25 protein-coding genes are annotated in these 23,286 nt (G+C 64.4%); 14 read left to right on the forward strand and 11 right to left on the reverse strand.

What is annotated here, in order from left to right; genetic code table 11:
• Positions 1-4 precede the first annotated feature (4 nt).
• The 5 genes from xerC to lptM form a co-directional block, all read right to left on the reverse strand.
• A complete protein-coding gene (gene xerC, locus PG881_RS19120) occupies positions 5-982 on the reverse strand; it encodes a tyrosine recombinase XerC (RefSeq protein ID WP_270802121.1) in 978 nt (325 codons plus the stop codon).
• Entirely contained in the window at positions 975-1,655 is a 681-nt protein-coding gene (locus PG881_RS19125; RefSeq protein WP_016349251.1) for a DUF484 family protein, read from the reverse strand. Before PG881_RS19125 ends, xerC begins: the two co-directional genes overlap by 8 nt.
• Before the next feature lie 80 nt (positions 1,656-1,735).
• A complete protein-coding gene (dapF, locus tag PG881_RS19130; RefSeq protein WP_011704447.1) occupies positions 1,736-2,566 on the reverse strand; it encodes a diaminopimelate epimerase in 831 nt (276 codons plus the stop codon).
• A gap of 65 nt (positions 2,567-2,631) precedes the next feature.
• Positions 2,632-3,882, reverse strand: coding sequence for a diaminopimelate decarboxylase (gene lysA / locus PG881_RS19135; protein ID WP_270802124.1), 1,251 nt, complete (start codon positions 3,880-3,882; stop codon positions 2,632-2,634).
• A gap of 20 nt (positions 3,883-3,902) precedes the next feature.
• Complete coding sequence (gene lptM, locus PG881_RS19140; RefSeq protein WP_017408874.1) at positions 3,903-4,079, reverse strand: LPS translocon maturation chaperone LptM; 177 nt, start codon at positions 4,077-4,079, stop codon at positions 3,903-3,905.
• 73 nt (positions 4,080-4,152) lie between these two features.
• Here lptM and cyaY point away from each other — a divergent pair, with 73 nt between their 5' ends.
• Both cyaY and PG881_RS19150 read left to right on the forward strand, forming a co-directional pair.
• A complete protein-coding gene (gene cyaY / locus PG881_RS19145; protein ID WP_011704445.1) occupies positions 4,153-4,467 on the forward strand; it encodes an iron donor protein CyaY in 315 nt (104 codons plus the stop codon).
• Positions 4,468-4,481: 14 nt separating this feature from the next.
• The gene (locus PG881_RS19150) at positions 4,482-5,135 is read left to right on the forward strand and encodes an alpha/beta hydrolase (RefSeq protein WP_253627524.1); all 654 of its coding nucleotides are present in this window, start codon (positions 4,482-4,484) and stop codon (positions 5,133-5,135) included.
• Between the two features lie 123 nt (positions 5,136-5,258).
• On the opposite strand, the gene PG881_RS19155 is transcribed toward PG881_RS19150, so the two are convergent.
• Positions 5,259-7,793 (reverse strand): class I adenylate cyclase, encoded by a 2,535-nt coding sequence (locus tag PG881_RS19155; protein WP_043125655.1) that lies wholly within the window; start codon positions 7,791-7,793, stop codon positions 5,259-5,261.
• Positions 7,794-8,116: 323 nt separating this feature from the next.
• Between PG881_RS19155 and hemC the strand changes: the two genes are divergently transcribed.
• From hemC to PG881_RS19175, 4 genes are read left to right on the forward strand one after another with little or no spacing between them, the layout of a single operon-like run.
• Entirely contained in the window at positions 8,117-9,046 is a 930-nt protein-coding gene (gene hemC / locus PG881_RS19160; protein ID WP_016349245.1) for a hydroxymethylbilane synthase, read from the forward strand.
• Entirely contained in the window at positions 9,043-9,777 is a 735-nt protein-coding gene (locus tag PG881_RS19165) for a uroporphyrinogen-III synthase (RefSeq protein ID WP_270802129.1), read from the forward strand. The genes hemC and PG881_RS19165 overlap by 4 nt, the downstream gene beginning before the upstream one ends.
• The gene (locus PG881_RS19170; protein ID WP_270802131.1) at positions 9,774-10,847 is read left to right on the forward strand and encodes a uroporphyrinogen-III C-methyltransferase; all 1,074 of its coding nucleotides are present in this window, start codon (positions 9,774-9,776) and stop codon (positions 10,845-10,847) included. The genes PG881_RS19165 and PG881_RS19170 overlap by 4 nt, the downstream gene beginning before the upstream one ends.
• A 10-nt stretch (positions 10,848-10,857) precedes the next feature.
• Positions 10,858-12,021: a heme biosynthesis HemY N-terminal domain-containing protein gene (locus PG881_RS19175; RefSeq protein ID WP_073348742.1), complete on the forward strand. Its 1,164-nt coding sequence runs from the start codon at positions 10,858-10,860 to the stop codon at positions 12,019-12,021.
• Positions 12,022-12,176: 155 nt separating this feature from the next.
• On the opposite strand, the gene PG881_RS19180 is transcribed toward PG881_RS19175, so the two are convergent.
• The gene (locus PG881_RS19180) at positions 12,177-12,428 is read right to left on the reverse strand and encodes a YkgJ family cysteine cluster protein (RefSeq protein WP_017408866.1); all 252 of its coding nucleotides are present in this window, start codon (positions 12,426-12,428) and stop codon (positions 12,177-12,179) included.
• Positions 12,429-12,583: 155 nt separating this feature from the next.
• The gene (glpX, locus tag PG881_RS19185; protein ID WP_016349240.1) at positions 12,584-13,594 is read right to left on the reverse strand and encodes a class II fructose-bisphosphatase; all 1,011 of its coding nucleotides are present in this window, start codon (positions 13,592-13,594) and stop codon (positions 12,584-12,586) included.
• 220 nt (positions 13,595-13,814) lie between these two features.
• Between glpX and PG881_RS19190 the strand changes: the two genes are divergently transcribed.
• The 7 genes from PG881_RS19190 to PG881_RS19220 all read left to right on the forward strand — a co-directional run bounded on the left by PG881_RS19190 (position 13,815) and on the right by PG881_RS19220 (position 21,341).
• Positions 13,815-14,879, forward strand: a complete 1,065-nt coding sequence (locus PG881_RS19190; protein WP_016349239.1) for a porin — start codon at positions 13,815-13,817, stop codon at positions 14,877-14,879.
• 117 nt (positions 14,880-14,996) lie between these two features.
• Positions 14,997-15,908 (forward strand): ABC transporter substrate-binding protein, encoded by a 912-nt coding sequence (locus PG881_RS19195; protein ID WP_043167038.1) that lies wholly within the window; start codon positions 14,997-14,999, stop codon positions 15,906-15,908.
• Between the two features lie 228 nt (positions 15,909-16,136).
• Positions 16,137-18,179: a TonB-dependent receptor gene (locus tag PG881_RS19200; RefSeq protein WP_270802135.1), complete on the forward strand. Its 2,043-nt coding sequence runs from the start codon at positions 16,137-16,139 to the stop codon at positions 18,177-18,179.
• Complete coding sequence (locus PG881_RS19205; protein WP_270802160.1) at positions 18,179-18,865, forward strand: PepSY-associated TM helix domain-containing protein; 687 nt, start codon at positions 18,179-18,181, stop codon at positions 18,863-18,865. Before PG881_RS19200 ends, PG881_RS19205 begins: the two co-directional genes overlap by 1 nt.
• Positions 18,866-19,041: 176 nt before the next feature.
• Complete coding sequence (locus PG881_RS19210; RefSeq protein WP_270802137.1) at positions 19,042-20,079, forward strand: acyltransferase; 1,038 nt, start codon at positions 19,042-19,044, stop codon at positions 20,077-20,079.
• Positions 20,080-20,208: 129 nt separating this feature from the next.
• Positions 20,209-20,781 (forward strand): hypothetical protein, encoded by a 573-nt coding sequence (locus tag PG881_RS19215; RefSeq protein WP_029301822.1) that lies wholly within the window; start codon positions 20,209-20,211, stop codon positions 20,779-20,781.
• 125 nt (positions 20,782-20,906) lie between these two features.
• Complete coding sequence (locus PG881_RS19220) at positions 20,907-21,341, forward strand: N-acetyltransferase (protein ID WP_270802139.1); 435 nt, start codon at positions 20,907-20,909, stop codon at positions 21,339-21,341.
• On the opposite strand, the gene PG881_RS19225 is transcribed toward PG881_RS19220, so the two are convergent.
• Entirely contained in the window at positions 21,338-21,703 is a 366-nt protein-coding gene (locus tag PG881_RS19225) for a winged helix-turn-helix transcriptional regulator (protein ID WP_270802141.1), read from the reverse strand. The two genes, PG881_RS19220 and PG881_RS19225, sit on opposite strands and share 4 nt — an antisense overlap.
• Positions 21,704-21,824: 121 nt before the next feature.
• On the opposite strand from PG881_RS19225, the gene PG881_RS19230 reads away from it, so the two are divergent.
• Positions 21,825-22,130 (forward strand): monooxygenase, encoded by a 306-nt coding sequence (locus PG881_RS19230; RefSeq protein WP_270802143.1) that lies wholly within the window; start codon positions 21,825-21,827, stop codon positions 22,128-22,130.
• Here PG881_RS19230 and PG881_RS19235 read toward each other — a convergent pair.
• Both PG881_RS19235 and PG881_RS19240 read right to left on the reverse strand, forming a co-directional pair.
• Positions 22,111-22,662, reverse strand: a complete 552-nt coding sequence (locus PG881_RS19235; protein WP_270802145.1) for a GNAT family N-acetyltransferase — start codon at positions 22,660-22,662, stop codon at positions 22,111-22,113. The genes PG881_RS19230 and PG881_RS19235 overlap by 20 nt on opposite strands.
• Positions 22,659-23,279: an outer membrane beta-barrel protein gene (locus PG881_RS19240; protein ID WP_270802147.1), complete on the reverse strand. Its 621-nt coding sequence runs from the start codon at positions 23,277-23,279 to the stop codon at positions 22,659-22,661. The genes PG881_RS19235 and PG881_RS19240 overlap by 4 nt, the downstream gene beginning before the upstream one ends.
• Between the last annotated feature and the right edge of the window lie 7 nt (positions 23,280-23,286).

A 23,286-nucleotide genomic window follows, 5' to 3' on the forward strand; every position in this document is an offset into this window, starting at 1 on the left:
CTCCTCATTCGTCGTCCGGAGTGGCGGGATCCCGCTTCGCCCTTGGATGGGCGCTGTCATACACCTTGGCCAGATGCTGGAAGTCGAGGTGGGTGTAGATCTGGGTGGTAGAGAGATCGGCGTGACCCAGCAGCTCCTGCACCGCCCGCAGATCGCCGGAAGACTCCAGCATGTGGGTGGCAAAGCTGTGGCGCAGCTTGTGGGGATGGACGTGGGCGTTGAGCGCCTGCTTGTTGCCCCAGCCGTCGAGCCGCTCCTGCACCGAGCGGGCCGACAGCCGCTGCTTGCGCTTGGAGACGAACAGCGCCTCCAGCTCGTCACCGGCCAGCAGGGGGCGCAGCTTGAGCCATTTGTGCAGCCACTCCACCGCCATCCGCCCCACCGGCAGCACCCGCTCCCGCGAGCCCTTGCCGGTCACCCTGAGCTGGCGCTCGTCGAGCTTCACGTCCGCCAGATTGAGCCCCACCAGCTCGGCGAGGCGCAGGCCGGAGGAGTACATCAGCTCCATGATGGCGCGATCCCGCACCGCCAGCGGATCCTGCTCGTCGGTGATGTTGAGCAGCTGGTACATCTCGTCCACATCCAGGTTCTTGGGCAGCGGCCGCCCCTGCTTGGGGGTGACGATGCCGCGCGCCGGATTGGCCACCAGTCGGCCCTGACGCACCTGCCAGTCGCAGAAGCTGCGCAGGGCGGAGACCTTGGTGGCCAGCGAACGGGGCGCCAGCCCCGCCTTGTGCATCCGGGTCACCAGACTGCGCACCTGACTCGCCTCGAGCCTGGCCCAGTCGTCGACCCCGAGCTTCACCAGCTCGGCGGTCATGGCTTCCAGATGGGCCTGGTAGTTGCTGCGGGTGTGCGGGCTGAGCTGGCGCTCGACCCGCAGGTATTCGATGAAGGCCGCCAGCTCGTTGGCCAGCGCGGCCGGCAGGGGCTCGGCGGCTGGCGGCGCCTTGGCGGGGGATCTGGCCGGCGTCTTAGCCACGCGCCAGCTCGGGTAGACGCAGCTGCAGCAGGCGGCCGAGCTGGCCCAGCAGCAGGGTGTCGTTGTGGGGGGTGAAGTGGCTCGGATCCGAGCTGGCGAAGGCCAGCACGCCGAGATCGCCGAGCCGCATCAGCGCCACCGAGTTGACCAGCACGTCGTGACCGAACAGCGCCTGCTTCTCGCTCTGGTTGAGCCGGCCGAAGTAGTAATCCTGGCCCGGCAGGCGCTGGCCCAGCAGCTGCTCGAGCTGTCGGCCCTCCGCCATGAACTTCTGCTCGGGGCCGCTCAACTGGAATTTTTTCGGGCTGAGCCAAAGCCGCAGGCCGGTCAGCCGCAACCGCTGCACGAACGCCTTGCCCATCACGGCGCTCACCTCGAACAGGCTCTGACAGCCGTACAGCTCGCCGTAGAGATCGGCATAGACCCGGAAGATCCGCTCGTTCTCGCTGGCGATCCCCATCAGCTCGGTGATCTCCTGCTCCAGCTGCTCGATGCGCTCGCGCTGTCTGTCCAGCTGGCGCTCCACCAGCGAGACGGTGCCCTTGCGTTCGTGAGGAATGCGGATCCGGTCCAGCATGGCCGCGTGGCGCTGGAAAAACTCGGGATAACGGGCCAGGTACTCCAGCACTGTGGCTTCATCCACCAGTGGTTCCTGCCGTTTGAGTTCGCTCATAACTTGGTTGGTCCATCCGAAAAAGGGGCACAAGGCCCCGACATTAGCGCTTGGCAGAGCGGGGGCCTCCCCGCCCGTGCCTATAACTCTATCTGACCGTCAAATACGTGCTCGGCCGGCCCGGTCATGTAGACCGGCTGACCCGGCCCCTTCCAGGCGATGGTCAGCTTGCCTCCCGGCAGGGTGACGGTGACCCGCTCCTTGAGCTTGCCCTGGCTGATGCCCACCACCACGGCGGCGCAGGCGCCGGTGCCGCAGGCCAGGGTCTCGCCCACCCCGCGTTCGAACACCCGCAGCTTGATCTCGCTGGCGTTGACCATCTCCATGAAGCCGACGTTGACCCGCTCGGGAAAGCGCTCGTGTCGCTCCATGATGGGACCCAGGGTCGCCACCGGTGCATCGGCCACCGAGGGCACCTCGATGACGCAGTGAGGATTGCCCATGGAGACGGCCCCGCACATCACAGTATGCTCCTGGGCCCGCAGCAGGTAGGTTTTTTCCGCCTTCTGGGCCCGGAACGGGATCTTGCCCGGCTCGAACTGGGGCACCCCCATGTTGACCGTGACCTGGTTCTCCCCTTCCAGCTGCAGCACGATGCGGCCGCGCGCCGTGCTCACCGCGATGCGATCCCGGTTGATCAGCCCCTTGAGACGCACGAAGCGGGCGAAACAGCGGGCACCGTTGCCGCACTGCTCCACCTCGCTGCCATCGGCATTGAAGATGCGGTAGTGGAAGTCGAGCTCGGGATCATAGGGCGGCTCCACCAGCAGCAGCTGGTCGAAGCCGATGCCGAAGTGGCGATCCGCCAGCTTCTTGATGACCTCATTGCTGAAAAACACCTTCTGGGTGACGCCATCCACCACCATGAAGTCGTTCCCCAGCCCGTGCATCTTGGAAAAATCTATCAACATCGTGCGTTCCTGTACCCTTGTTCACGCTCTCACCTGGAGGAACGCTTAGAGAAATCCATTAACAATCAGGGCAGTAAATGCTCACCGCGCCAGAGATCGGCCAACTGCTCGCGCTCTCTGATGAGGAACGACTGCGCTCCGTCCACCAGCACTTCGGCGGCGCGGGGACGGGTGTTGTAGTTGGAGGACATGGTAAAGCCATAGGCACCGGCGGAACGCACCGCCAGCAGGGAGCCCTCGGCGATTGCCAGAGTGCGCTCCTTGCCGAGGAAGTCGCCGGTCTCGCAGACCGGGCCGACCACGTCGTACAGCGCCGGCTCGTGGGCGGTGCGGCTGTCCACCTCGATGATGTTCATCCAGGCGCCGTAGAGCGAGGGACGCAGCAGATCGTTCATACCGGCGTCGATCAGCGCGAAGTTGCGGGTCTCGCCCGGCTTGAGGTACTCCACCCGGGTCAGCAGCACGCCGGCATTGGCGACGATGGCACGACCCGGTTCGAACAACAGGGTCAGATCCCGGCCCGCCAGCTTCTGCTTGAGCGCCTCGGCATATTCACTCGGGTGGGGTGGCTGCTCGGCGCCGTAATTGACCCCCAGGCCCCCGCCCACGTCCAGGTGGTGAATGTGGATGCCTTCCGCCGCCAGGCCGTCGATCAGCCGCAGCAGCTTGTCGGCCGCCTCCATGAACGGATTGAGTTCGGTGAGCTGGGAGCCGATATGGCAATCCACCCCGACGATCTCGATGTTGGCCATGGCTGCCGCCTTGCGATAGATGGCGGATGCCTGCTCGATGGGAATGCCGAACTTGTTCTGCTTGAGGCCGGTGGAGATATAGGGGTGGGTACCGGCGTCGATGTCGGGGTTGACCCGCACCGACACCCGGGCCTTCTTGCCCATGCCGCCCGCCACCCGGTTCAGACGCTCCAGCTCGGCTTCCGACTCCAGGTTGAAACAGAGGATCTCTTTATCCAGCGCGAGGCGCATCTCGGCTTCGCTCTTGGCCACCCCGGAGAAGACCACCTTGGCCGGATCGCCGCCCGCCGCCAGCACCCGCGACAGCTCGCCGCCGGAGACGATGTCAAAGCCTGAGCCAAGGCGCGCCAGCAGGTTGAGCAGCGCCAGGTTGGAGTTGGCCTTGACCGCATAACAGATGAGATGGGGGATGTCGCCCGCCGCCTTGTCGAAGGCGTGCCAGTGGCGTTCAAGGGTGGCGCGGGAGTAGACGTACAGCGGGGTGCCGTACTGCTCGGCAAGTTGTTGCAGCGAGGTGTGTTCGGCCTGAAGCTGGCCGTCGGCGTCGTAGTTAAAGTGATCCAAGGGGGCGGTTCCTTCCTAAATTATTGCGGCGCGGCCTCTGGGGCAGCCTCGGCGGTCGCAGGCGTCTGTGCTTGCGGTGTACTCTGGGTCTGGGGCTGCTCGGGGGGCGGCATGTAGAGCGGTCCCGTCAGGCCACACGCGGCCAAACCAAGAGACAGAAGAGTGGCAAGCAGACACTTGGTAAGCTGGGTAATCATAATGGTTCGCTGCGAAAAAATTTTTGGCCCTCTATAATCGCACTCACATTGTTAAAAGCAACAGGATAAACCGATGAAGGATCACGAGTATCACGCCCTGACCGACGCCTTTTTCCAATATGTGGAGGACACCGTCGACGCAGGATATCCGGATATTGACTGTGAGCGTGCCGGCGGGGTCTTGACCCTGTCGTTCGAGAACAAGACCAAGGTCATCATCAACAAGCAGGAACCCCTGCACCAGATCTGGGTCGCCACCCGCGAGAACGGCTTCCACTTCGAGCTGCAAGGGGAAAGCTGGATCGACAACCGCTTCGGCCATGAGCTCAAGACGCTGCTGAGCAAGGCCTGCACCACCCAGGCGGGCGAACCCGTCCAGTTCCCATGATGACGCAGCCCGCCATGATCGATCTGCATCCTGAAGGCGCCCGTCACGCGGTGATCTGGCTGCACGGGCTGGGGGATTCCGGCGCCGGTCTCGCCCCGCTGGTGGATGCGCTGGCGTTGCCCGCCGACCTGCCGGTGCGTCATCTGCTGCCCGATGCGCCGGAGCGCGCCATCACCATCAACATGGGCTACAAGATGCGCGGCTGGTACGACATCAAGAGCTTCGACAACCCGGCGGATCGCGCCGTGGAGTCCCACGTCAGGGAGTCCGCGGCCCGCATCGCCGCGCTGATCGAGCAGCTGGTGGCGGAGGGCTTCGCCCCCGAGCGCATCGTGCTGGCCGGCTTCTCCCAGGGGGGCGTGATTGCCTCCTTCGCCGCCCTGCGCCTGCCGCAGCAACTGGCGGGTCTGCTCTGCATGTCCACCTACCTGGCGGCCCCCGACGCCCTGCTCGGCGAGATGAGCGAGGCTGCCCGCAGCCTGCCCATCTGCTACATGCACGGCATCTATGACGACGTGGTGAACCTCTCCATGGGCTGGGACGCCAAGAACCGGCTGGAGGCGGCGGGGCTCTCCCCCGCGTGGCACGAGTACCCGATGCGCCACGAGATCTGCCGCCCGCAGCTCGACGACATCCGCCAGTGGCTGCAGGCCCGCCTCGCGGGCTGAGCCAACCGCGGATAGCCAAACGGCCTGCAGATGCAGGCCGTTTTCATTCGATATGAGCGATGATCCTGTGCAGCAGGGGGCCGAGACCGGGGCGCTTGCGCGCACGCCGGACCGGCCCCTGCCCTACCCCGCGCCTGCGGCGGAGCCGAGCTCGCGCCCCTGACCACCATCGCGCAGCTGACCCTGGCTGCGGTAGGGGATCACTTCCAGCTCGCCATTGATCTGCACTATCTCGTAGTACTGGGGCAGGTTGAAGTTGCTGAACTGGCCAGCGTCGCTGAAGCGCTCGTGGCTGGAGGTATAGAAGCGGTTCACCCCCTGCACCAGCTCATCCTTGTTGCCGGCGAAGTGCTGGTAGATCTCCACCCGGTTCGCCTCGTCCAGGATATAGATGTTGGTGCCCGCATCCCGGGTATCGAAGAAGAACTGCACCAGCCCCTCGCTTGCGTAGGCGTCGACAATGCCGGGCAGATGCTGGCTGTGGGTCTTGTCGAGCCGCAGCGGCAGGTGATCCAGCTTGTTGTGGGAGATGTGGCGATAGAAGTCGACCGCGTTCTCCAGCTTCTTGACCGACACCCCGCGCCGCTCGAAGAAGATGCCGTACTTCTCCTTGCCGAGCGCCAGCGTCTTGACCAGCTGCTGCTTGTCGCGGGCCAGACGCAGCTCGATGCACTCGGCCACCAGCTGCTGGAAGCGGGTGCGCACCAGGGAGCGGAAGTGCTGGCTGTAGCAGAACACCTCGATCATCTCGGGGGCGGCGGCATCCTGGTGCATCTTGCCGAGGATGGTGGTGAGGGCATCCACCACCGCCTCGTCCCCCTGGAAGTGCAGGGTACGGATCTCGCTCCAGGAGTTGCGATAGACCAGGTCCACCGAGCCCACCAGGCACTCCTGGTTGCGGCCGAACGAGAAGACGTCGGCGGCATTGGCGTCGAATTCAATCACCTGGCCCACCCAGTGGCTGGTCGGGTCCGTCTCCAGGTTGAGGAAAATGGAGAGCTGGCGAATTTCGCACGGCCGGCTGAGGGCCAGGTTGGTGGCGCGAGGATACTTGACCGGGAAAGTGCCGGACAGATCGCGACAGAACTGGTGCAGGTTGTCGATGTGCAGATCCGAGCCCTGGTTGAACAGGTGCACCCGGGACTGGGGCGTCAACAGACCGTTGAAGTAGGCCCACGACACCAGCTTGCTGATGTAGCCGTTATATTCGAGCGGCGCCCGGCCGATGATGTCTGCCGGCTCCAGCGAATGTTTGTAGAGATACCAGCCGGCGCGGTTCAAGCGGCCGTGCGGCACCTGCACGAAGCTGAGATCCGGCTCGCTCAAGTCCGGCGCAATCTTGAGGTTGATGCGCTGCACCTTGCCCGGCAGGCTCTCGAACGCGGCATAGAGCTTGCGCGACAGGATGCCGATGTCTTCCGGGTTGATGGACTCGCTGATGTTGTTGCGCCGGGCAAACTGGATCAGGTTGCGGTAGCTCTGCATCAGGGCTTCCAGCAACTCGGCGTGAGCCACCTTGACGTCCTCGACCTTCCACTCCTGGCGGTGATCCAGATGGTGCAACCGCTCCTGACTCCAGCCCCAGTAGGCCACCAGCTGGGTCATCTGCTCGCGGCGCCAGGCCGGGGAGTGCTCCTCCTTCGGATGGCTGAGACCGTCACACACCTTCAGATAGAAGCAGCGGCGCACCAGATCGAGCCGCTGCATGTCGCCGATGGACTTGAGGTAGTTGGTCACCTTGTCCAGCATCAGGCAGTAGTTGTCGAGCCGGTAGTGCATCCCCTCGTTGTGCTGGAACCAGTCGCGGCTGGTCACCGACAACAGACGGGTGTTGGGATACTCGTGGGAGTAGGCCTCCATCAACACCGACTTGAGCACCGCCTTGTAGGGGGAGTCGATGCCCTTGTAGAGCTGCCAGAGAGCGGAGCCGAAGTACTCCTCGGCCGGAATGCGGTTGAAGCCACCGAGATCGAGCCAGTCATCCTGGCTCAGCTTGCCGTGGGCGAACAGGCCGTTGACATAGTCGTCGTAGTGGTCGTCATACTCGCTGGGCACCAGATACCAGAGCAGCCGCTTGCCGGCGATCAGCATGGCGCTGCGGTAGAACTCGTCGAGCAGCAGCAGGTGCTGGGCGCTGCCGCAGCTCTCACCCTGCATCTGGGCATCGTTGCGCTGGCGGAACTTGTCCTCGGGGATCAGGAAGAAGTTGAGATCGACCCCGCGTTGCTCGGCCCACTTGGAGAGTTGCTGGCACTTGAGATCCAGCAGCTCGAGCCGCTCCTGCGACAAACCGGCCACGTGGCAGACCCAGATGTCGAGATCCGAGTGGCAGCACTGACCGATGGACGAGGTGCTGCCCATGGAGTAGAGCCCTTGGATCGACTTGTCATGGGTGGTGAGGCCGTTCAGGCAGTTGGCGTTCTGGCACAGGTCCTCGATGAAGGCCTGCTGGGCTTCGTTGGCGGTAAAACTCCAGATGCCGTGCGGCACATCCCCCGCCACATAACCGGGCAACAGGGGGTGATTGAAGTGCAGCATGACGGGTAGCAGCTGAAAAACCTGCTGCCCGTAGCGACTCATGAGACCTAGCGCCCGTTGCGTCTTGAGACGATTGAGTTCGTCGTAGCGCGCCACCAGCGTGTCGAGTTTTACCAGCAATGCCCTGCCTATACCGAGGTAAGAAATGACGCACCAAAACGGGGAGACGTCAAAAAAGTGTGATCATGTTAACAATGCAAACAGCGGTGGTAAACAAGCCCGCACACAATCGCCGGATTATTTATGACAAGTCACTAAACAGTATCATTGGAAAGCAATAAAAATCTTTAATTTCAACAAATTAACCGGAAAGCCAGACTTAATAAAAATCATTTTCAGCAGCCGTTTTTGAGCTTGAGCCCGCTTTTGCAGGCTGTGCCATGAAAGCCCCTGCAAAGGGTGGTAAGATCGTTTTCCTTCTAAAGATGAAACAACTGATTGATATGGCAGCCCGAACCCTGAAAATTGCCACTCGCAAGAGCCCCTTGGCCCTGTGGCAGGCCAACTTCGTCAAAGACCGGCTGGAAGCCCTGTACCCCGAGTTACAGGTCGAGCTGGTGCCCATGAGCACTCAGGGTGACAAGATCCTGGATACCCCTCTCGCCAAGGTGGGCGGCAAGGGGTTGTTCGTCAAGGAGCTGGAAACCGCCATGCTGGAGGGACGGGCCGACATCGCCGTGCACTCCATGAAAGACGTGCCGGTGGAGTTCCCCGAAGGGCTCGGTCTGCACACCATCTGCGAGCGCGAAGATCCGCGCGATGCCTTTGTTTCCAACCGCTTCGGCCAGATTGATGAGCTGCCGCAGGGGGCCGTGGTCGGCACCTCCAGCCTGCGTCGTCAGTGCCAGCTGCGCGCGGCACGTCCAGATTTGGTGATCCGCGACCTGCGCGGCAACGTCAACACCCGTCTCGCCAAGCTGGACGCCGGTGAATACGACGCCATCATCCTCGCCGCCGCCGGCCTGAAACGGCTGGAGATGGCGCACCGCATCACCGCCTTCATCGAGCCGGAACAGAGCCTGCCCGCCAATGGTCAGGGTGCAGTCGGCATCGAGTGCCGCCTCGACGATCACGAGCTGCACGCCCTGCTGGCACCGCTCGAACACCCCGAGACCCGCATCCGGGTACTGACCGAGCGCGCCATGAACCGTGCCCTGCAGGGGGGCTGTCAGGTCCCCATCGGGGCCTACGCCCTGGTACAGGGAGAAGAAGTGTGGCTGCGCGGGCTAGTGGGTAGCCCGGATGGCAGCCGCGTCATCCGCGACGAGATCCGCGGCCCGCTGGCCGACGGCGAGGCCCTCGGCCACACCCTGGCCCAGCGTCTGCTGGCCGATGGTGCCGATGTCATCCTGGCCGAGGTCTACCGGGCATGATCCCGCTGGTGGTGCGCCCGGCCGCCCAGGCCGCCGAGCTGGCGGCGCTGCTGCGCCAGCACGGCCACGCACCGCTCTGCTGCCCGCTGCTGGAAACCGTGGCGGGCAGCGAACTGCACCGCCTGCCCGAACTGCTGCCCCAGGCCGACATCGTCATCGCCGTCAGCGTGCATGCAGTTCATTTCACTCATCATTTTCTGTTGCAAACTGGTCAGACCTGGCCAAATATTGACTACTTTGCGGTCGGCCAGGCCAGCGCGGATGCCTTCACTGAGGTGGGCATCCAGGCCTTGAGCCCGGACGATCCGCGCAGTGAAGGGCTGCTGGCCCTGCCCAGCCTGCAACAGGTGAACGGCAAGCAGGTGCTGATCCTGCGCGGCAATGGCGGCCGGGATCTCATCGCCCGGACGCTGGCCTCACGCGGCGCACTGGTGCACTATTGTGCGGCCTATGAGCGCCACTACCCCGCACTGGACGGGGACGCATTGACTCGCCACTGGCAGGCGGCCGGGCTCGACAGCCTGCTCGTCACCAGCGGTGAACTGCTGCAACGGCTGCTGGAACTGGTCCCGGACCAACAGCTGCCCTGGCTGCGCGACCGCCTGCTGGTGGTGCCCAGCCCGCGGGTGGCCGAGATGGCCGCGGCGGCGGGCTTTACCCATATCACGATTGCCCAGGGTGCATCCAACCAGGCCCTGACGGCCGCTCTGGAACTGAGGAAGATGGAATGACTGAACAGCAAGAAGTCCAGCCGAGTGCCGCGGCCTCCGTAGCCGACAACAAGCAACCCGGCCAGAAGGTCAACAACAAGAAGAGCAGCTCGGGTGCTGTGGTCGGCGGCATCGCCATCCTGCTGGCCCTCGGCCTGACCGGCGGCCTCTATCTGCACGGCCACAAGAGTGCCGTGGCCCAGCAGGGCGAGCTGAACCAGCTCAAGCTGCAACTGGCCGAGGCCATGAACAAGCTTGACCAGAGCAACAGCAAGGATGGCGAGCAGCTGGCCGCCCTCGGCAAGCAGCAGCAACTGCTGCAGGACGAGCTCAAGGGGTTGCAGACCCGGGTGCTGGATCTCAACGACAAGCGCCCCAACGACTGGATGCTGGCCGAATCCGAATATCTGGTGCGGATGGCCGGTCGCAAGCTGTGGCTGGAACACGACCTCGTCTCCGCCATCACACTGCTCGGCAACGCCGACGAGCGCATCAAGGCGCTCAACGATCCCAGCCTGATGCCCATCCGCAAGGCGCTGGCCGAAGACATCGCCCAGCTCAAGGGGATGCCGCGCATCGACCGCGAAGGGCTGACCCTGAAGCTGGCCGCCCTCTCCGATCAGATCGAGCTGCTGCCACTCTCCACCGTCAGCATGCCGGAAGCCAAGAGCGAGCCCGATCAGACCGTCAGCACCAACCCGGACGAGTGGGAGAGCAATCTCAAGAAGAACTGGGTCAAGTTCACCGAGAACTTCATCACCATCCGCCGTCGTGACGGCGCGGTGGAGGCCCTGCTCTCCCCGCAGCAGGAGATCTTCCTGCGCGAGAACCTCAAGACCAAGCTGCTGCAGGCCCAGCTCGCCGTCTACCGCGAACAGCAGGCCCTCTATGACGACAGCCTGGACAAGGCCCAGCGCTGGCTGACCCAGTATTTCGACACCGACAACAGCGCCACCCACTACATGCAGTCCGAGCTGGACAAGCTCAAGGGGGAGCAGATCCAGTTCAACTATCCGGATCGCTTCAAGACCCAGGCCATGCTGGAAGAGGTGCTGACCGAGCGCCTGCAGCGCATTCTGGCCAGCAACTGAGGAGGGCACCATGATTCGTCTGATTGTACTGGTGGCCGCCATGGTGGCCGGCCTCATCTTCGGCCCGCAGGCCTCCGGCAACAAGGGCTATGTGCTGATCTCGCTGGGCAACTACACGGTTGAATCTTCGGTCACCAGCGCGGTGATCCTGGCGGTGCTGTTCTACGGTGCCCTGCTCATCGTCGAGTGGCTGCTGGGCCGGGTATTCGGCCTGCGCCGCAAGACCCTGGGCTGGTACGGCTCGCGCCGGCGCCGCAAGGCCAACCAGCAGACCGTGGCCGCCACCCTGGCCATGGCCGAGGGGCACTACAGCCAGGCCGAGAAGCTGATGCTCAAGGGCGCCAGCAACAGCGACACCCCGCTGCTCAACTACCTGAGCGCAGCCAAGGCGGCCCAGGCCCGTGGCGATGACGTGCGCCGGGACCAATACCTGCAAAAGGCGCAGGAGGAGAACCCCAAGGCCGAGCTGGCACTGACCCTGACCCAGACCCAGCTGCAGATCGAGCAGGGCCAGTACGATACCGCGCTGGCCATGCTGGAATCCGTCTATGCCCTCAACCCGCGCCACCCCATGGTGCTGGACCAGCTGCGCCAGGTGCACCTGGCCCGTGAGGACTGGGCTGCCCTCATCGACCTCATCCCGGTGCTGCACAAGGTGGGCAAGCTGACCCCCAAACAGGAAGAGGATCTGCTGCAGCAGGCCTGGCGTGGTCGCCTCGACGCCGCCAGCGGCGCCCTCGAGACCCTGCGCCCGATCTGGCAGGAGCTGCCGCGCAAGCTGCGCCAGGATCCGGATCTGCTGGCCGCCTATGGCGATCGCCTGCGCCAGCTGGGGGCCGACAATGAAGCCGCCGAGCTGTGGCTGGATGCGCTGCGCAAGCAGGTCTCGCCCCAGTTGCTGGCCCGTCTGCCCAAGCTCAAGCTCGACAGCTACCAGCCGATGCTGACCCTGTTGCAGAAGATCCAGGATCAGCCGGGTGTAGATGCGGCGCTGGCCCAGATCTACCTGCTGGCCGGTCAGCTGGACGACGCCCAGCGCCTGCTGGAGCAGGAGGTCGCGAAGGCGCCGAACGCCGCCGTCTACCACGCCCTCGGTCAGGTGATGGACAAGCGCCGCCTCACCAACAAGGCCAACGAGTACTACCGCCAGGCATTGCAGCTGGCCGATGTCTGACGCCCGTTCGTCGCGAAATAAAAAGAGGCCGCAGTTGCGGCCTCTTTTTATTGGGATTGTTCCGAATGGCTGCTCTCCCTGCTCCCCTCGCGGGAGAAGGGTCGGGGATGAGGGGGAACCAGCAACCACTCTCTCCCCGAGGGAGAGGGTCAGCCTCAGGCCGTCAGCCGCTCCAGTTCACCGATGAGCCAGATGGCCTCCTCCCGGTGATAGCCGCACACGTCCTGCATGGGACGAAAGCCGCCGCACACCGCCGGGCGCTCGGGCTGGCCGAAGATCTTGCAGCCCAGCCGCGCATCGAGCTGCACGCAGGGCACGCCGGCCGGTTTGCCGTCGGGCATGCCGGGGATGGCACTGCTGATACTGGGGGCGATGCAGCAGGCACCGCAACCTTGACGACATTCCATGTAATGCTTTCCTCGGCAGGGCGAACCAGTTTAGCAAAGGGCGGGGATTTTCCTCACTGTTATCCCGGCCACACCATGAAATAACCCTTGCCGACCGGCAACAAAAAGCCCGACAGTGTCGGGCTTTGGTCGTTCAGCAACAGACATCTTCCTGCTTACAGGATGATATCGCGCACCACGCTGTCTTTGCGATCCAGGAAGTGGATCGACTTGATGCGGCGGATGGTCCGCGATTTGCCACGGATCAGCAGGGTCTCGGTGGTCGCCATGACGCCGTCACTGGTGATGCCGTCCAGCAAATCACCCTTGGTGATGCCGGTGGCCGAGAAGATGACGTTGTCATTCTTGGCCAGGTCTTCCAGCTTGAGCACCTTGCTCACGTCGATGCCAAGTGCCTCGCAGCGGGCAATTTCCTGCTCGCCCAGCGCACGCACTTCCGGGCTGTCGCCCTTGACCTGATGACGGGGCACCAGGCGGGCCTGCATGTCACCGTCCAGCGCACGGATCACCGCCGCCGAGATCACCCCTTCCGGCGCGCCACCGATGCCATACAGCATGTCCACTTCGCTGTCCGGCAGACAGGTGAGGATGGAGGCAGCCACGTCGCCGTCGGGAATGGCGAACACCCGCACACCCAGCCCCTGCATCTCCTTGATCGCCTTGTCGTGACGCGGCTTGGCCAGGGTGATCACGGTCAGGCGGGAGAGCGGCTTGCCGAGCGCCTTGGCCACGGCCTTGAGGTTCAGCTCGAGGGCCTGATCGAGGTCGATGGCACCCTTGGCCTTGGGACCCACGATCAGCTTCTCCATGTACATATCGGGGGCCTTGAGGAAGGAGCCCTTGTCGCCGACGGCCAGCACGGCCAGGGCATTTGCCTGACCCATGGCGGTCATGCGGGTACCCTCGATGGGATCGACCGCGATGTCCACCGCGTCGCCCAGACCCGTGCCCACCTTCTCGCCGATGTAGAGCATGGGGGCTTCGTCAATTTCACCCTCGCCGATCACAATCTCACCATCGATCTGGATCTGATTGAGGATATGGCGCATGGCCGCAACGGCCGCCCCATCGGCGATATTCTTGTCACCACGTCCGAGCCACTTGTAGCCAGCCAGTGCAGCCGCTTCCGTCACTCGGGAAAACTCGATTGCCAGTTCACGTCTCATCGCATATCCAACCTTTGGAGCTCGAAAACGGGCGGCATTCTACCACAAGGGCAAACCTTTGCGCGCAAAAGTGGCGGTTCGTCACACAAAACACGGCCCTTTCACCAATTTGACATCAAACCGCCACCGACACTTCACGAGAGTGTCACCCCGCTGTCATCCCCCCTGCCTAGCATGGCCCCCGTCTTTTACAACAAAGCTTGCAACACAAGGGATTAAGATGAAAAAGCTGACTGTAGTGGCACTGGCTCTCACCGCGGCCTTCCAGGCTCACGCCGTTGAAGTTTACAAGAATGACACCACCACCCTGGATCTGTACGGCCGCATCTACGCCGGCCAGTTCTTCGGTGACAAGAAGGAAGGGGTCGACAGCACCCATCCGAACGGCACTCAGGAGTACAGCGACAAGCAGGGCGCCAACCAGTTCGTCCGCTTCGGCGCCAAGGTCGACAGCCAGATCAACAGCCAACTGAAGGCGCTGGCCCAGTACGAAGTGCAGATGTACATCAACGACAGCGAGAAGACCATCAGCGAGAACTCCGACAACCTGCGCACCCGTCTGGCGTTCGCCGGTGTTGGCGCCGACTGGGGCAACATCACCTTCGGTCGCCAAAAAGGGGCCCCGGGTTTCCTGGCTGACTGGACCGACGTGTCTCTCTCCGACGGTTACGGCAACGACGCGCTGGGCGCCAAGACCGACACCTTCGCCACCAACCGTGCCGGTTCCGTGCTGAAGTACTCCGGTCTGTTCAACGGCTTCCAGGTAGACACCAGCTACAAGTTCGACGGCGGTGACACCGAAGAGACCACCAGCAAGGACAGCGATGCCGCCTACGGCGCCGCCGTGGCCTACACCTTCCCGTTCAACTTGGCGCTGGGCACTGCCTACAACGTGGGGATCCGCGACAAGAACGGGGAAGAGGATGCCAAGCTGTGGCTGCTTTCCGCCAAGTACGACAACAAGGCCGTCTACGCCGCCCTGAGCTATGCGGACGGTACCGACTTCCTGGCCACCGGCAAGGATCACACCGGCTGGGAAGGGGCGCTGGGCTACAACTTCGAGAACGGCTTCGGCCTGATGGCGCTGTGGAACAAGCAGAAGGTCGAGCAGGACGGCAAGGCCGACTATGACTCCATCGACTACTACACCCTGGGCGCCCAGTACAAGTTCAACAAGAACCTGCGCGTCATCGGCGAGTACCGCATCAACAACCTCGACAGCAAAGAGAGCGGCAAGCTCAACGTCAAGGATGACTTCCAGCTGGCGGCCCGCTACGACTTCTAAGTCGGGCCCCTCTGCACTGCGCGCGCCGGCTGATGCCGGCGCGCTCTTTTGCATCCGCGTCGGCGTGCCCTGCTCCCCATGATCTAGGCTCAACAGAACCACGACGAGGAGATCATCATGCCGCTACGCCTGCTCATCTGCTGCTGTCTGCTCTGCGCCCTGCCCGTCCAGGCGCTGACCATCGCCATGGTGCTGTGGCGCGGCGAGACCGATGCCGAGCGCGGCTTTCGCGACGAGCTGAACCGGCTCGGCCATCACCCCACCTTCGTTACTTTCAACGCCAATCAGGACAGAACCGTGCTGGCTACCCTGCTGCGCCAGCAACTGCTGCCCTCCCTCGCCGACTACGACTACATCTACTGCTTCGGCACCACCGCCACGGCCATGGTCAAGAGCCTGGTGGGCAACCGCAAGCCGTTGATTTTCAGCATAGTGTCCGACCCCGTCGGGGCCGGCTTCCTGTCCGACGACAAGACGGAAAACCAGATGGTGGCCGGCACCAGCAACATGGTGCCGATGGCGCTGCAGCTCGCCAACGCCCGCCGCTATCTGCCCGCCGGCAAGGGGCTGCTGCTGCCGTTCAACCCGCGCGAGCAGAACACTCTGCTGACCGGCGAGCTGCTGCTGCGCGAAGCCCGTCGCTACCAGTGGGAGCTCACCACCTGGCGCATCGCGCCGGACAAGCGGCGGCTGGCCAGCGAACTCAAGCGGCTGCAGCACGACGCCAAAGAGAGCATCGTGTTTCTCGCCGCCGACAGCTACCTGCTCTCCATCGCCCCCGAACTGCTGGCCGCCCTCAACGAGGCGGGCATTCCCACCATCTGCAGCGCCGAGCTCTATGTCGAGCACGGCTGCACCGTCGGCACCATCAGCAGCTATCGGGCCCTCGGCCAGATGGCGGCCAACATCATCCACCGCAACCTGCAGGGCACCCCGCTGCAGGATATCCCGCTGCAGACCGACCCGGCGCCGCGGCTGGTCCTGGGCAAACAGCTGGCCGAGATCGCCCCCTCCGCCGCCGACCACTGAGCCCCTCATCCCCCTTCTTCCCTCCTCCCGTCACCTTGCCGACAGGGCGCCCTGTCGGCGCTGGCGAGCCATCCGATACCCAGTCCCATTGCCAAAACATGTTTCTATTGCACAGCTAATGAAAATCAATATCATTAGCATCCTCCCGGATGGGAGAAAACAAAATAATTACAAATAAATCAATAAGTTCAGACCATCAGGTCGCTTCTTCAAGAGTCAACACGCAACATGCACACACCTCACCACCCGCGCACTCTGCTGAGTGTCGCCCTGCTGGCCCTGAGCGCCGGCGCACACGCCGAAGACGAGACCATGACAGTGGTCGGCAAACGCAGCCAACATGAAGAGGTCGCCACCGCGACCCGCACCAACACCCCGGCCAAGCTGGTGCCGCAGGCCATCGACAGCGTCAAGGCGAGCGAGCTGACCGCCTTCGGCCAGCCCACCCTGAGCGAGGCCCTGACCGGCATCCCCGGCGTCAACGCCAGCGGTGACACTCGCTTCGACGGCGTCAACATCCGCGGCTTCAGCGCCAGCAACGACTTCTATCTGGACGGTTTTCGCGACGACATGCAGTACACCCGTGACCTTGGCAACACCGAGCGGGTCGAAGTGCTCAAGGGGCCGGCGGCGGTGCTCTACGGCCGTGGCAGCACCGGCGGCATCGTCAACCGGGTCAGCAAGAAACCGCAGAAGGGGCTGGAGTCCAGCGTCAGTGCCCAGGTCGGCAGCTTCGACAGCCGCCGACTGGCCGCCGACCTCAACGGCGAAGCGGGTGAGCAGGTGCAGGTGCGCCTCAACCTGGCTCAGGAAGACAAAGACAGCTTCCGTAATGGCGTGACCAGCAAGCGCACCCTGCTGGCCCCCTCCGTCAACTGGGAGATCAACGACAAGCTGAACTGGCTGCTGCAGTACGAGCGCAACGAGCACGACCGCACCCCGGATCGCGGCATCCCCGGCGTCAACGGCCGGCCGGCCGACGTGCCGAAGGAGTATGTCTACAGCGATACCCGCCGCGACTTCATCGACGATGTGGCCCAGTCCACCCGCTCCCGCTTTACCTGGGACATCAATGATCAGTGGCAACTGCGCCAGCAGCTGGGCTACACCAGCCTCGACAGCCAGTTCGACAACACCTATGTCACCAGCGTGAAGGGGGATCAGGTAACCCGCGCCCGCTGGCAGCAGGATCTCAAAGCCAACAGCCTGATCAGCAACACCGAGGCCGAAGGCCAGCTGCAGACCGGCCCCGTCGAGCACCGTCTGCTGGTGGGCTTCGAGCAGAACTGGCAGGAGCGCACCCCCAAGCTCTACCAGAACGCCACCGCGATCCCGGCCGGCAACCTCTATGATCCGGGCTCCCTGCCCACCTACGATGGCGCCATGAAGCTCTCCAGCGACGCCAACCACAAGGTGCGTGGCTACGGCCTCTATGTGCAGGATCAGCTCAGCCTGGGCGACTGGCACCTGCTGGCGGGTCTGCGCCGTGACGACTTCACCGTCACCAGCCGCCGCAACGACCTCAACAAGGAGGAGACCGTCTCGGTCAGCAGCCTGAGCCCGCGCCTGGGTCTGGTGTGGAACCCGATCGAGGAGCACGCCTTCTACGCCTCCTACAGCAAGACCTTCACCCCGGTGGGTGGCGAGCTGATCGGCATCACCCCGGGCGACAAGAACAACAACCTGGATCCCCAGCACACCCGGCTGTACGAGGGCGGCGTGAAGAGCGACTGGCTGGATGGCCGGCTGGCGACCACCCTCTCCCTCTACCGGCTGGAGATGTACAACAAGCGCAGCAAGGATCCACTGGATCCCACCAAGGTGATCCTCACCGGTCTGCAGCGCACCGAGGGGATCGAGCTGAGCGCCCGCGCCCAGCTGACCGACGAGCTCTACCTGCGCGGCGGCATCGCCATCCAGGATGCCGAGCAGGTCAAGGCGGACGCCGATCTGCAAGGCAAGCGGCCGATGAACGTCTCCCGCCAGAACGGCGAGCTGTTCGCCGGCTATCAGAGCGGCAAGCAGGGCTGGTTCGGCGAGACCGGGGTGACCGCGGTGGGCGATCGCTTCGCCGACAACGCCAACACCACCACCCTGCCCGGTTACGCCCGCTTCGACGCCCGTGCCGGCTACCGCTGGCAGCAGTGGGAAACCCAGCTGAGCGTGGAGAACCTGACCGATCACGACTACTTCGTCAGCGCCACCAGCGCCTCCCAGATCATGCCGGGCACACCCCGTCAGCTGCATCTGAGCGCCGCCTACCGCTTCTGATCCCCGCTTTTTCCCGATCCCTCTGGCCAGCGTTCGCTGGCCAGATTTTTATGAAGCACCGAGCGATGAAACGCAGAAAACTCCCCCTGCACAACAACAAGTGGGTGCGCCGCATCCACGCCTGGGCCGGCTTTGCCGCCCTCACCCTGATGCTGCTCTACGGCCTCACCGGCCTCTGGCTGCAACACAGGGCCGTGCTGCCGCTGCCCGGCCCCCACACCGATAAATCCAGCGAAGAGATAGTGCTGAGCGCGCCGCTGAGCAGCCCGGATGAGCTGAAAAGCCTGCTGCAACAACGCTATCCAGCAGGGTTCGAGGAGGGGCGCGTCCAGCTCACCCCGCCCCAAATCCTGCCCACCCCCGACGGTCCACTCACCCTGCCGGCCCGCTGGGAGATGCGCGGCGTCACCCTGAGCGAAAGCGTGGCCGCCAGCTATGTGGCCGGCACCCTGCTGGTGCGCACCGAACTGCAACAGGCCAACTTCGCCGCCAGCCTCAACCGGCTGCACCGTGGCATGGGCACTGGCCTGCCGTGGCAGCTGGTGGGGGATCTGGCGGCGCTGGCCATGCTGCTGCTGGCCCTCACCAGCCTGCTGATGTGGAACAAGCTGCACGGCCCGGCCGCGCGCGGCATCGCCCTGCTGCTGCTGGGCGCCCTGGTCACCGTGCTGGTGGCCCTGCTCTAGCGCGTTTACCGACGGCAAAACGGGATCTGTCTCTCGGCGGCGGTAACCTTGCCCGCACCTCGGGTAACAAAGGGTAACCGGCCGCCGATGGGGGTCACAGTTGCCGGCCTGGCGGCTGGATGAGGATCGCCTGCGGCTGCTAGGGTGCGCCCTCAACCCAAGCGGCAAGAGGCAGCATGCGCATCTCCAGCATCGAATGCGGACGGGTGGTGGCCATCATGGCGGTGATGGCCATTCATCTCTCCCCCTTCAGCAACCCCTTCGACCCCACCCTGTGGGACGGCACCCTCTACTTCTGGCTCGGGGGCGTCATCAACCAGCTCTGCCGCTTCGCGGTGCCGCTGTTCTTCCTCTGCGCCGGCTACTTTCTGCAACCCGCTCTCGCCGCAGGCCACCCCCTGACGGTGGCGCTGCGCTACTGCCGCCCGCTGCTGGGGCTCTGGCTGGCGTGGAGCCTGCTCTACGTGCTGATCCCCTTCAACCCGCTCGCGGCGGTGAGCGAGGGCTACCTGCCGGCCATGGCGAGCCAGTGGCAGATGCAGCTGGGGGATCCGCTCAACGCCTGGTGGGTGGGCGGCATGATCCACCTCTGGTTCCTGCCCGCCCTGATGCTGGCGGTGCTGATCCTGGCGCTCTGCCAGCAGGCCCGCCTGCCCCGGCTGGCCCTGCTGCTGGGTGCTCTGCTCTACGGGCTGGCCCTGCTCGGCGGCTCCTATGGCCCGCCGCTGCTGGGGGGCGAGTGGGCCCTGCTGACCCGCAACGGCCCCTTCTTCTCGCTGCTGTTCGTGGCCCTCGGCGCCGAGCTGCGCCTGCGCGCCTGGCAGCCGGATGCCAGACACTGCGCCCTGCTGATGATGGCGGGGATGGGGCTCTACGCCCTCGAGGCCGCAGGGCTGCTGCATTTTGCCGCCGTGCCCCTCAATCGCCACGACTTCCTGCTGGGTTCGCTCCCCTGGGCGCTGGGGCTGTTCGGCCTGCTGCTGGCCAACCCGGGCTGGGGCCGCGGCAGCTGGCTCGAACGCCAGGCCCCCAAGGTGCTGGGCCTCTACTGTCTGCACATGATGCTGGTGGTGTGGCTGATGATCTTCGGCCCGCAGGGCAAGCAGGTGTGGTGGGAGCTGCTGAAGGTGCCGGCGCTGCTGGCGCTCTCCCTGCTCGGCTACCGGCTGCTGACGCTGGGTGCAGCCAGTCGCTGGCTGCTGCGGGCCCGCTGAGGGGAACAGGGGATGGGAGGGAAGCCGATCCCTCCCCACTCAAGGCTGAATGGGGGGTTCAATTTTTATTCATCGCGGATAGATAAACTCCGGGACTCCTTAAACGCGACACCCAGGAGTCACGACCGTATGAAGTTGCTCACCAAGATGCTGTTCACCAAGCAATCCGGCCTTGTCCTCGTTCTGCTCGCCGCCAGCGGCTCCCTCAGCGCCGCTCAAATTGCCAACAACAACATCACCGAAGCCGAGATCAAGGCCGCGCAGGATGCCTGGGGCAAGGCCCTGATCCAGATCAGCGACGACTACCGCAGCGGCGGTATCGACAAGGCCAGAGCCACCGCCACCGCCGTGCTCGACGGCGCCTACGGCTACCACCATGGCCCCGTGCTGTTCAAGCCGACCCTGGCCGGTGGCGAACAGACCTTCCGCATCAATCAGGAAGGGGCGCTGGCCTACTTCGTCGGCAACAATCAGGCCTATCCCGCCGACACCGGCTTCGCCCTCAAAAACTGGCAGAGCTACAACTACGACAACGCTGCCGTCTACATCAACGGCGACATGGCCCTCACCATGGGCAAGGTGCACCTGACCGACCGAGACAACAAGCAAACCACGGTCGACAAGACCTGGGGCTTCAAGAAGGGGGACGACGGCAAGGTACGCATCGTGCTGCACCACTCCTCCCTCCCCTACGCCGGCTAACGGCAACAGGCGACCTCCGGGTCGCCTGTTCTGTTATGGGGGTAGCAGTTTGGCCACTCGCCGGGTGACGACGGAGCCTGTGCTGTTACCATGCCCCGTTTGTAACGCATCCAGACGAGACGCCCATGCAGATCCGCCCCTTCACCCCGGCCGACACCGAGGCCGTCCTCGCCATCTGGCTGGAGGCCTCCCTGCAGGCCCACCACTTCATCGAGCCCGCCTACTGGCACGCCAACCTGGCGCCAATGCGAGAGATCTATCTGCCCGCCGCCGACAACCAGCTGCTCTGCCGGAATGAGCAGGTGCTGGGCTTCTACTCCCTGCACCAGGGCTCCCTGGCCGCCCTCTTCGTGGCACCCGCGCAGCAGGGGCAAGGGCTGGGCAAGGCCCTGCTCGAGCACGCCAAACAGCAGTTGCCGACCCTGCGGCTGCAGGTTTATCAGCAGAACCGGACCGCGTGCGACTTCTATCGCGCACAAGAATTTCAGGTGGCGGCCGAGGGCCTGGATCCCCACACCGGCTGCGCCGAGTGGGTGATGGTCTGGCCGGTGCGGGATTAACCGGGCTCGCCGAGATGGGGCTCCTCGTGGGCTGCCCCCGCTTCGCTCTGCGCCAGCAGAGAGCCGTGGCTCAGCGCGAAGTCGTGCATCTGCTGGAGCAGGGGGAGCAGGGCGATACCGAGCGGGCTCAGGCTGTACTCCACCCTGGGCGGCACGTCGGGGTAGAGGGTGCGGATGATGACGCCGTCGCTCTCCAGCTCCTTGAGCTGGGCGGTGAGCACCTTCTGGCTCACCTCGGGCAGGCTGCGGCGCAGGTCGCCAAAGCGCAGGGTCTGCGCGCGCAGATGAAACAGGATGGCCGGTTTCCATTTGCCGGCCAGCAGGCGCAGCACCCGGTAGGCGGGACAGGGCAGTGAGGACAAGGGATGGCTCGCGAGTAGTTACTTTGCGGTAACTATGCCACGAAAATGTGCCTTCTTGCAGCCAAGATGCCGGCTTCCTATGATGCGGGCTTAGTCATTCAAGGCCCACGAGAGGTTCACCATGCCCAGCCTGCTGCAGATCCATTTCAACTTCCCCGCCGCGATGATGGGGCCGGCCCTCACCGCCGCGGCCATGCCGCTGGCCGAGTCCATCACCAAGGAGCCGGGCTTCATCTCCAAGATCTGGACCGAAAACCCGCGCACCGGCGAGGCGGGTGGCATCTATCTGTTCGAGGATGAGGCGAGCGCCCTCGCCTACGCCACCATGCACGAGCAACGGGTGCTCGCCATGGGCGCCAGCGCGGTGCAGTTCAAGCTGTTCGACGTCAACGAGCCGCTCAGCCGCCTCACCCATGGTCTGGTGTGATCCCCTCAAGCGACAAGCGGTAGCAGCTAGCCTGCTGCCAGACAAAGCCCAGCCGCCTAAACAGCCGCTGGCTGGGCAGATTGTCCGGCTCGATATCCGCCAGCAGGGTGGCAAGGCCGAGCTGGCGGGCATAGGCGATCAGCGCCGTCAGCGCCTCCACCATCCATCCCTCTCCCCAATGTCGGCGAGCCAGCATGCAGCCCACCTCTGCCTGGAGCAGACCGGCATCCCCCGCAAAGCTGTGCAGGCCGCAGGTGCCGATCAGGCGCTCGCTGTCGCGCGCCACCAACCCCCACTCCAGCGACGCCCCGGCGGCCAGCAACCGCGCGACGCTCGCCAGCATCTGCGCCACGGTAGCGAGGCTCGGGAAAGGCGGCTCGCCGACGAAACGCATGACCTCGGAGTCCCCGTAGATGGCGAACAGATCGGCACTGTCCCCGGCATCAAACGCCCGCAGCAGCAGTCGCGGGGTCGACAGCGAGGGCAGTGCACGAGGCAGGGGCAGCAAGTCGCCGCTGTGCAACAGGCTCAAAACCGCAGGGTCAGGCCGATATTGGCCTGCCACTGGGTCACCAGCTCGCCGCGCACCTTGAACACGCACTGGTCCGGGTTGCAGAGAAACTGGCTGTTGTCGTTGACCAGCGAACCATAACCGCGCACCTCGGCCCGCAGCGCCAGATGCTCGGTCAGGCGCGGCTGCACCCCGAGCGCCAGCGACATGGAGGGGGCGACGTCGCTGTCGTAGGCGGCAAAGCGGGTCGCCCCGACACCGGCGCCGATGTAGGGGGCCATCAGGTTGTCCGACAGGGTGAGCGCCCCGGCGAAGTGGAGGGTGTCCACCGTCAACCGATCCGGCTGATCGGGGGAGAGGCGGGTGGACTGGTGGCTGTAGAGCAGCTCTATCATGCCGGGGTCATCCACCTCCTTGCTGATGAACAGGCCCCAACTGCCGGAACGCTCCCCCTGCAAGGACTCCAGCCGGGTGGATACGGGCGTCGGTTTGGGGTCGTCATTGGCCTCGAAGTCGATGGCCGAGCTGTAGCCGAAGAACGGCGTCACCTGCCAGCCGAGGGCGGCCTCCCCCTCGGCGCTCCAGGCCTGCCCCAGCGGCAACAACAGCCCCATCATCATGATCCCTGCTCGTTTCATCACGGCT

This window comes from Aeromonas sp. QDB54, from assembly GCF_027707385.1.
Taxonomy (GTDB): Bacteria; Pseudomonadota; Gammaproteobacteria; order Enterobacterales; family Aeromonadaceae; genus Aeromonas; species Aeromonas hydrophila.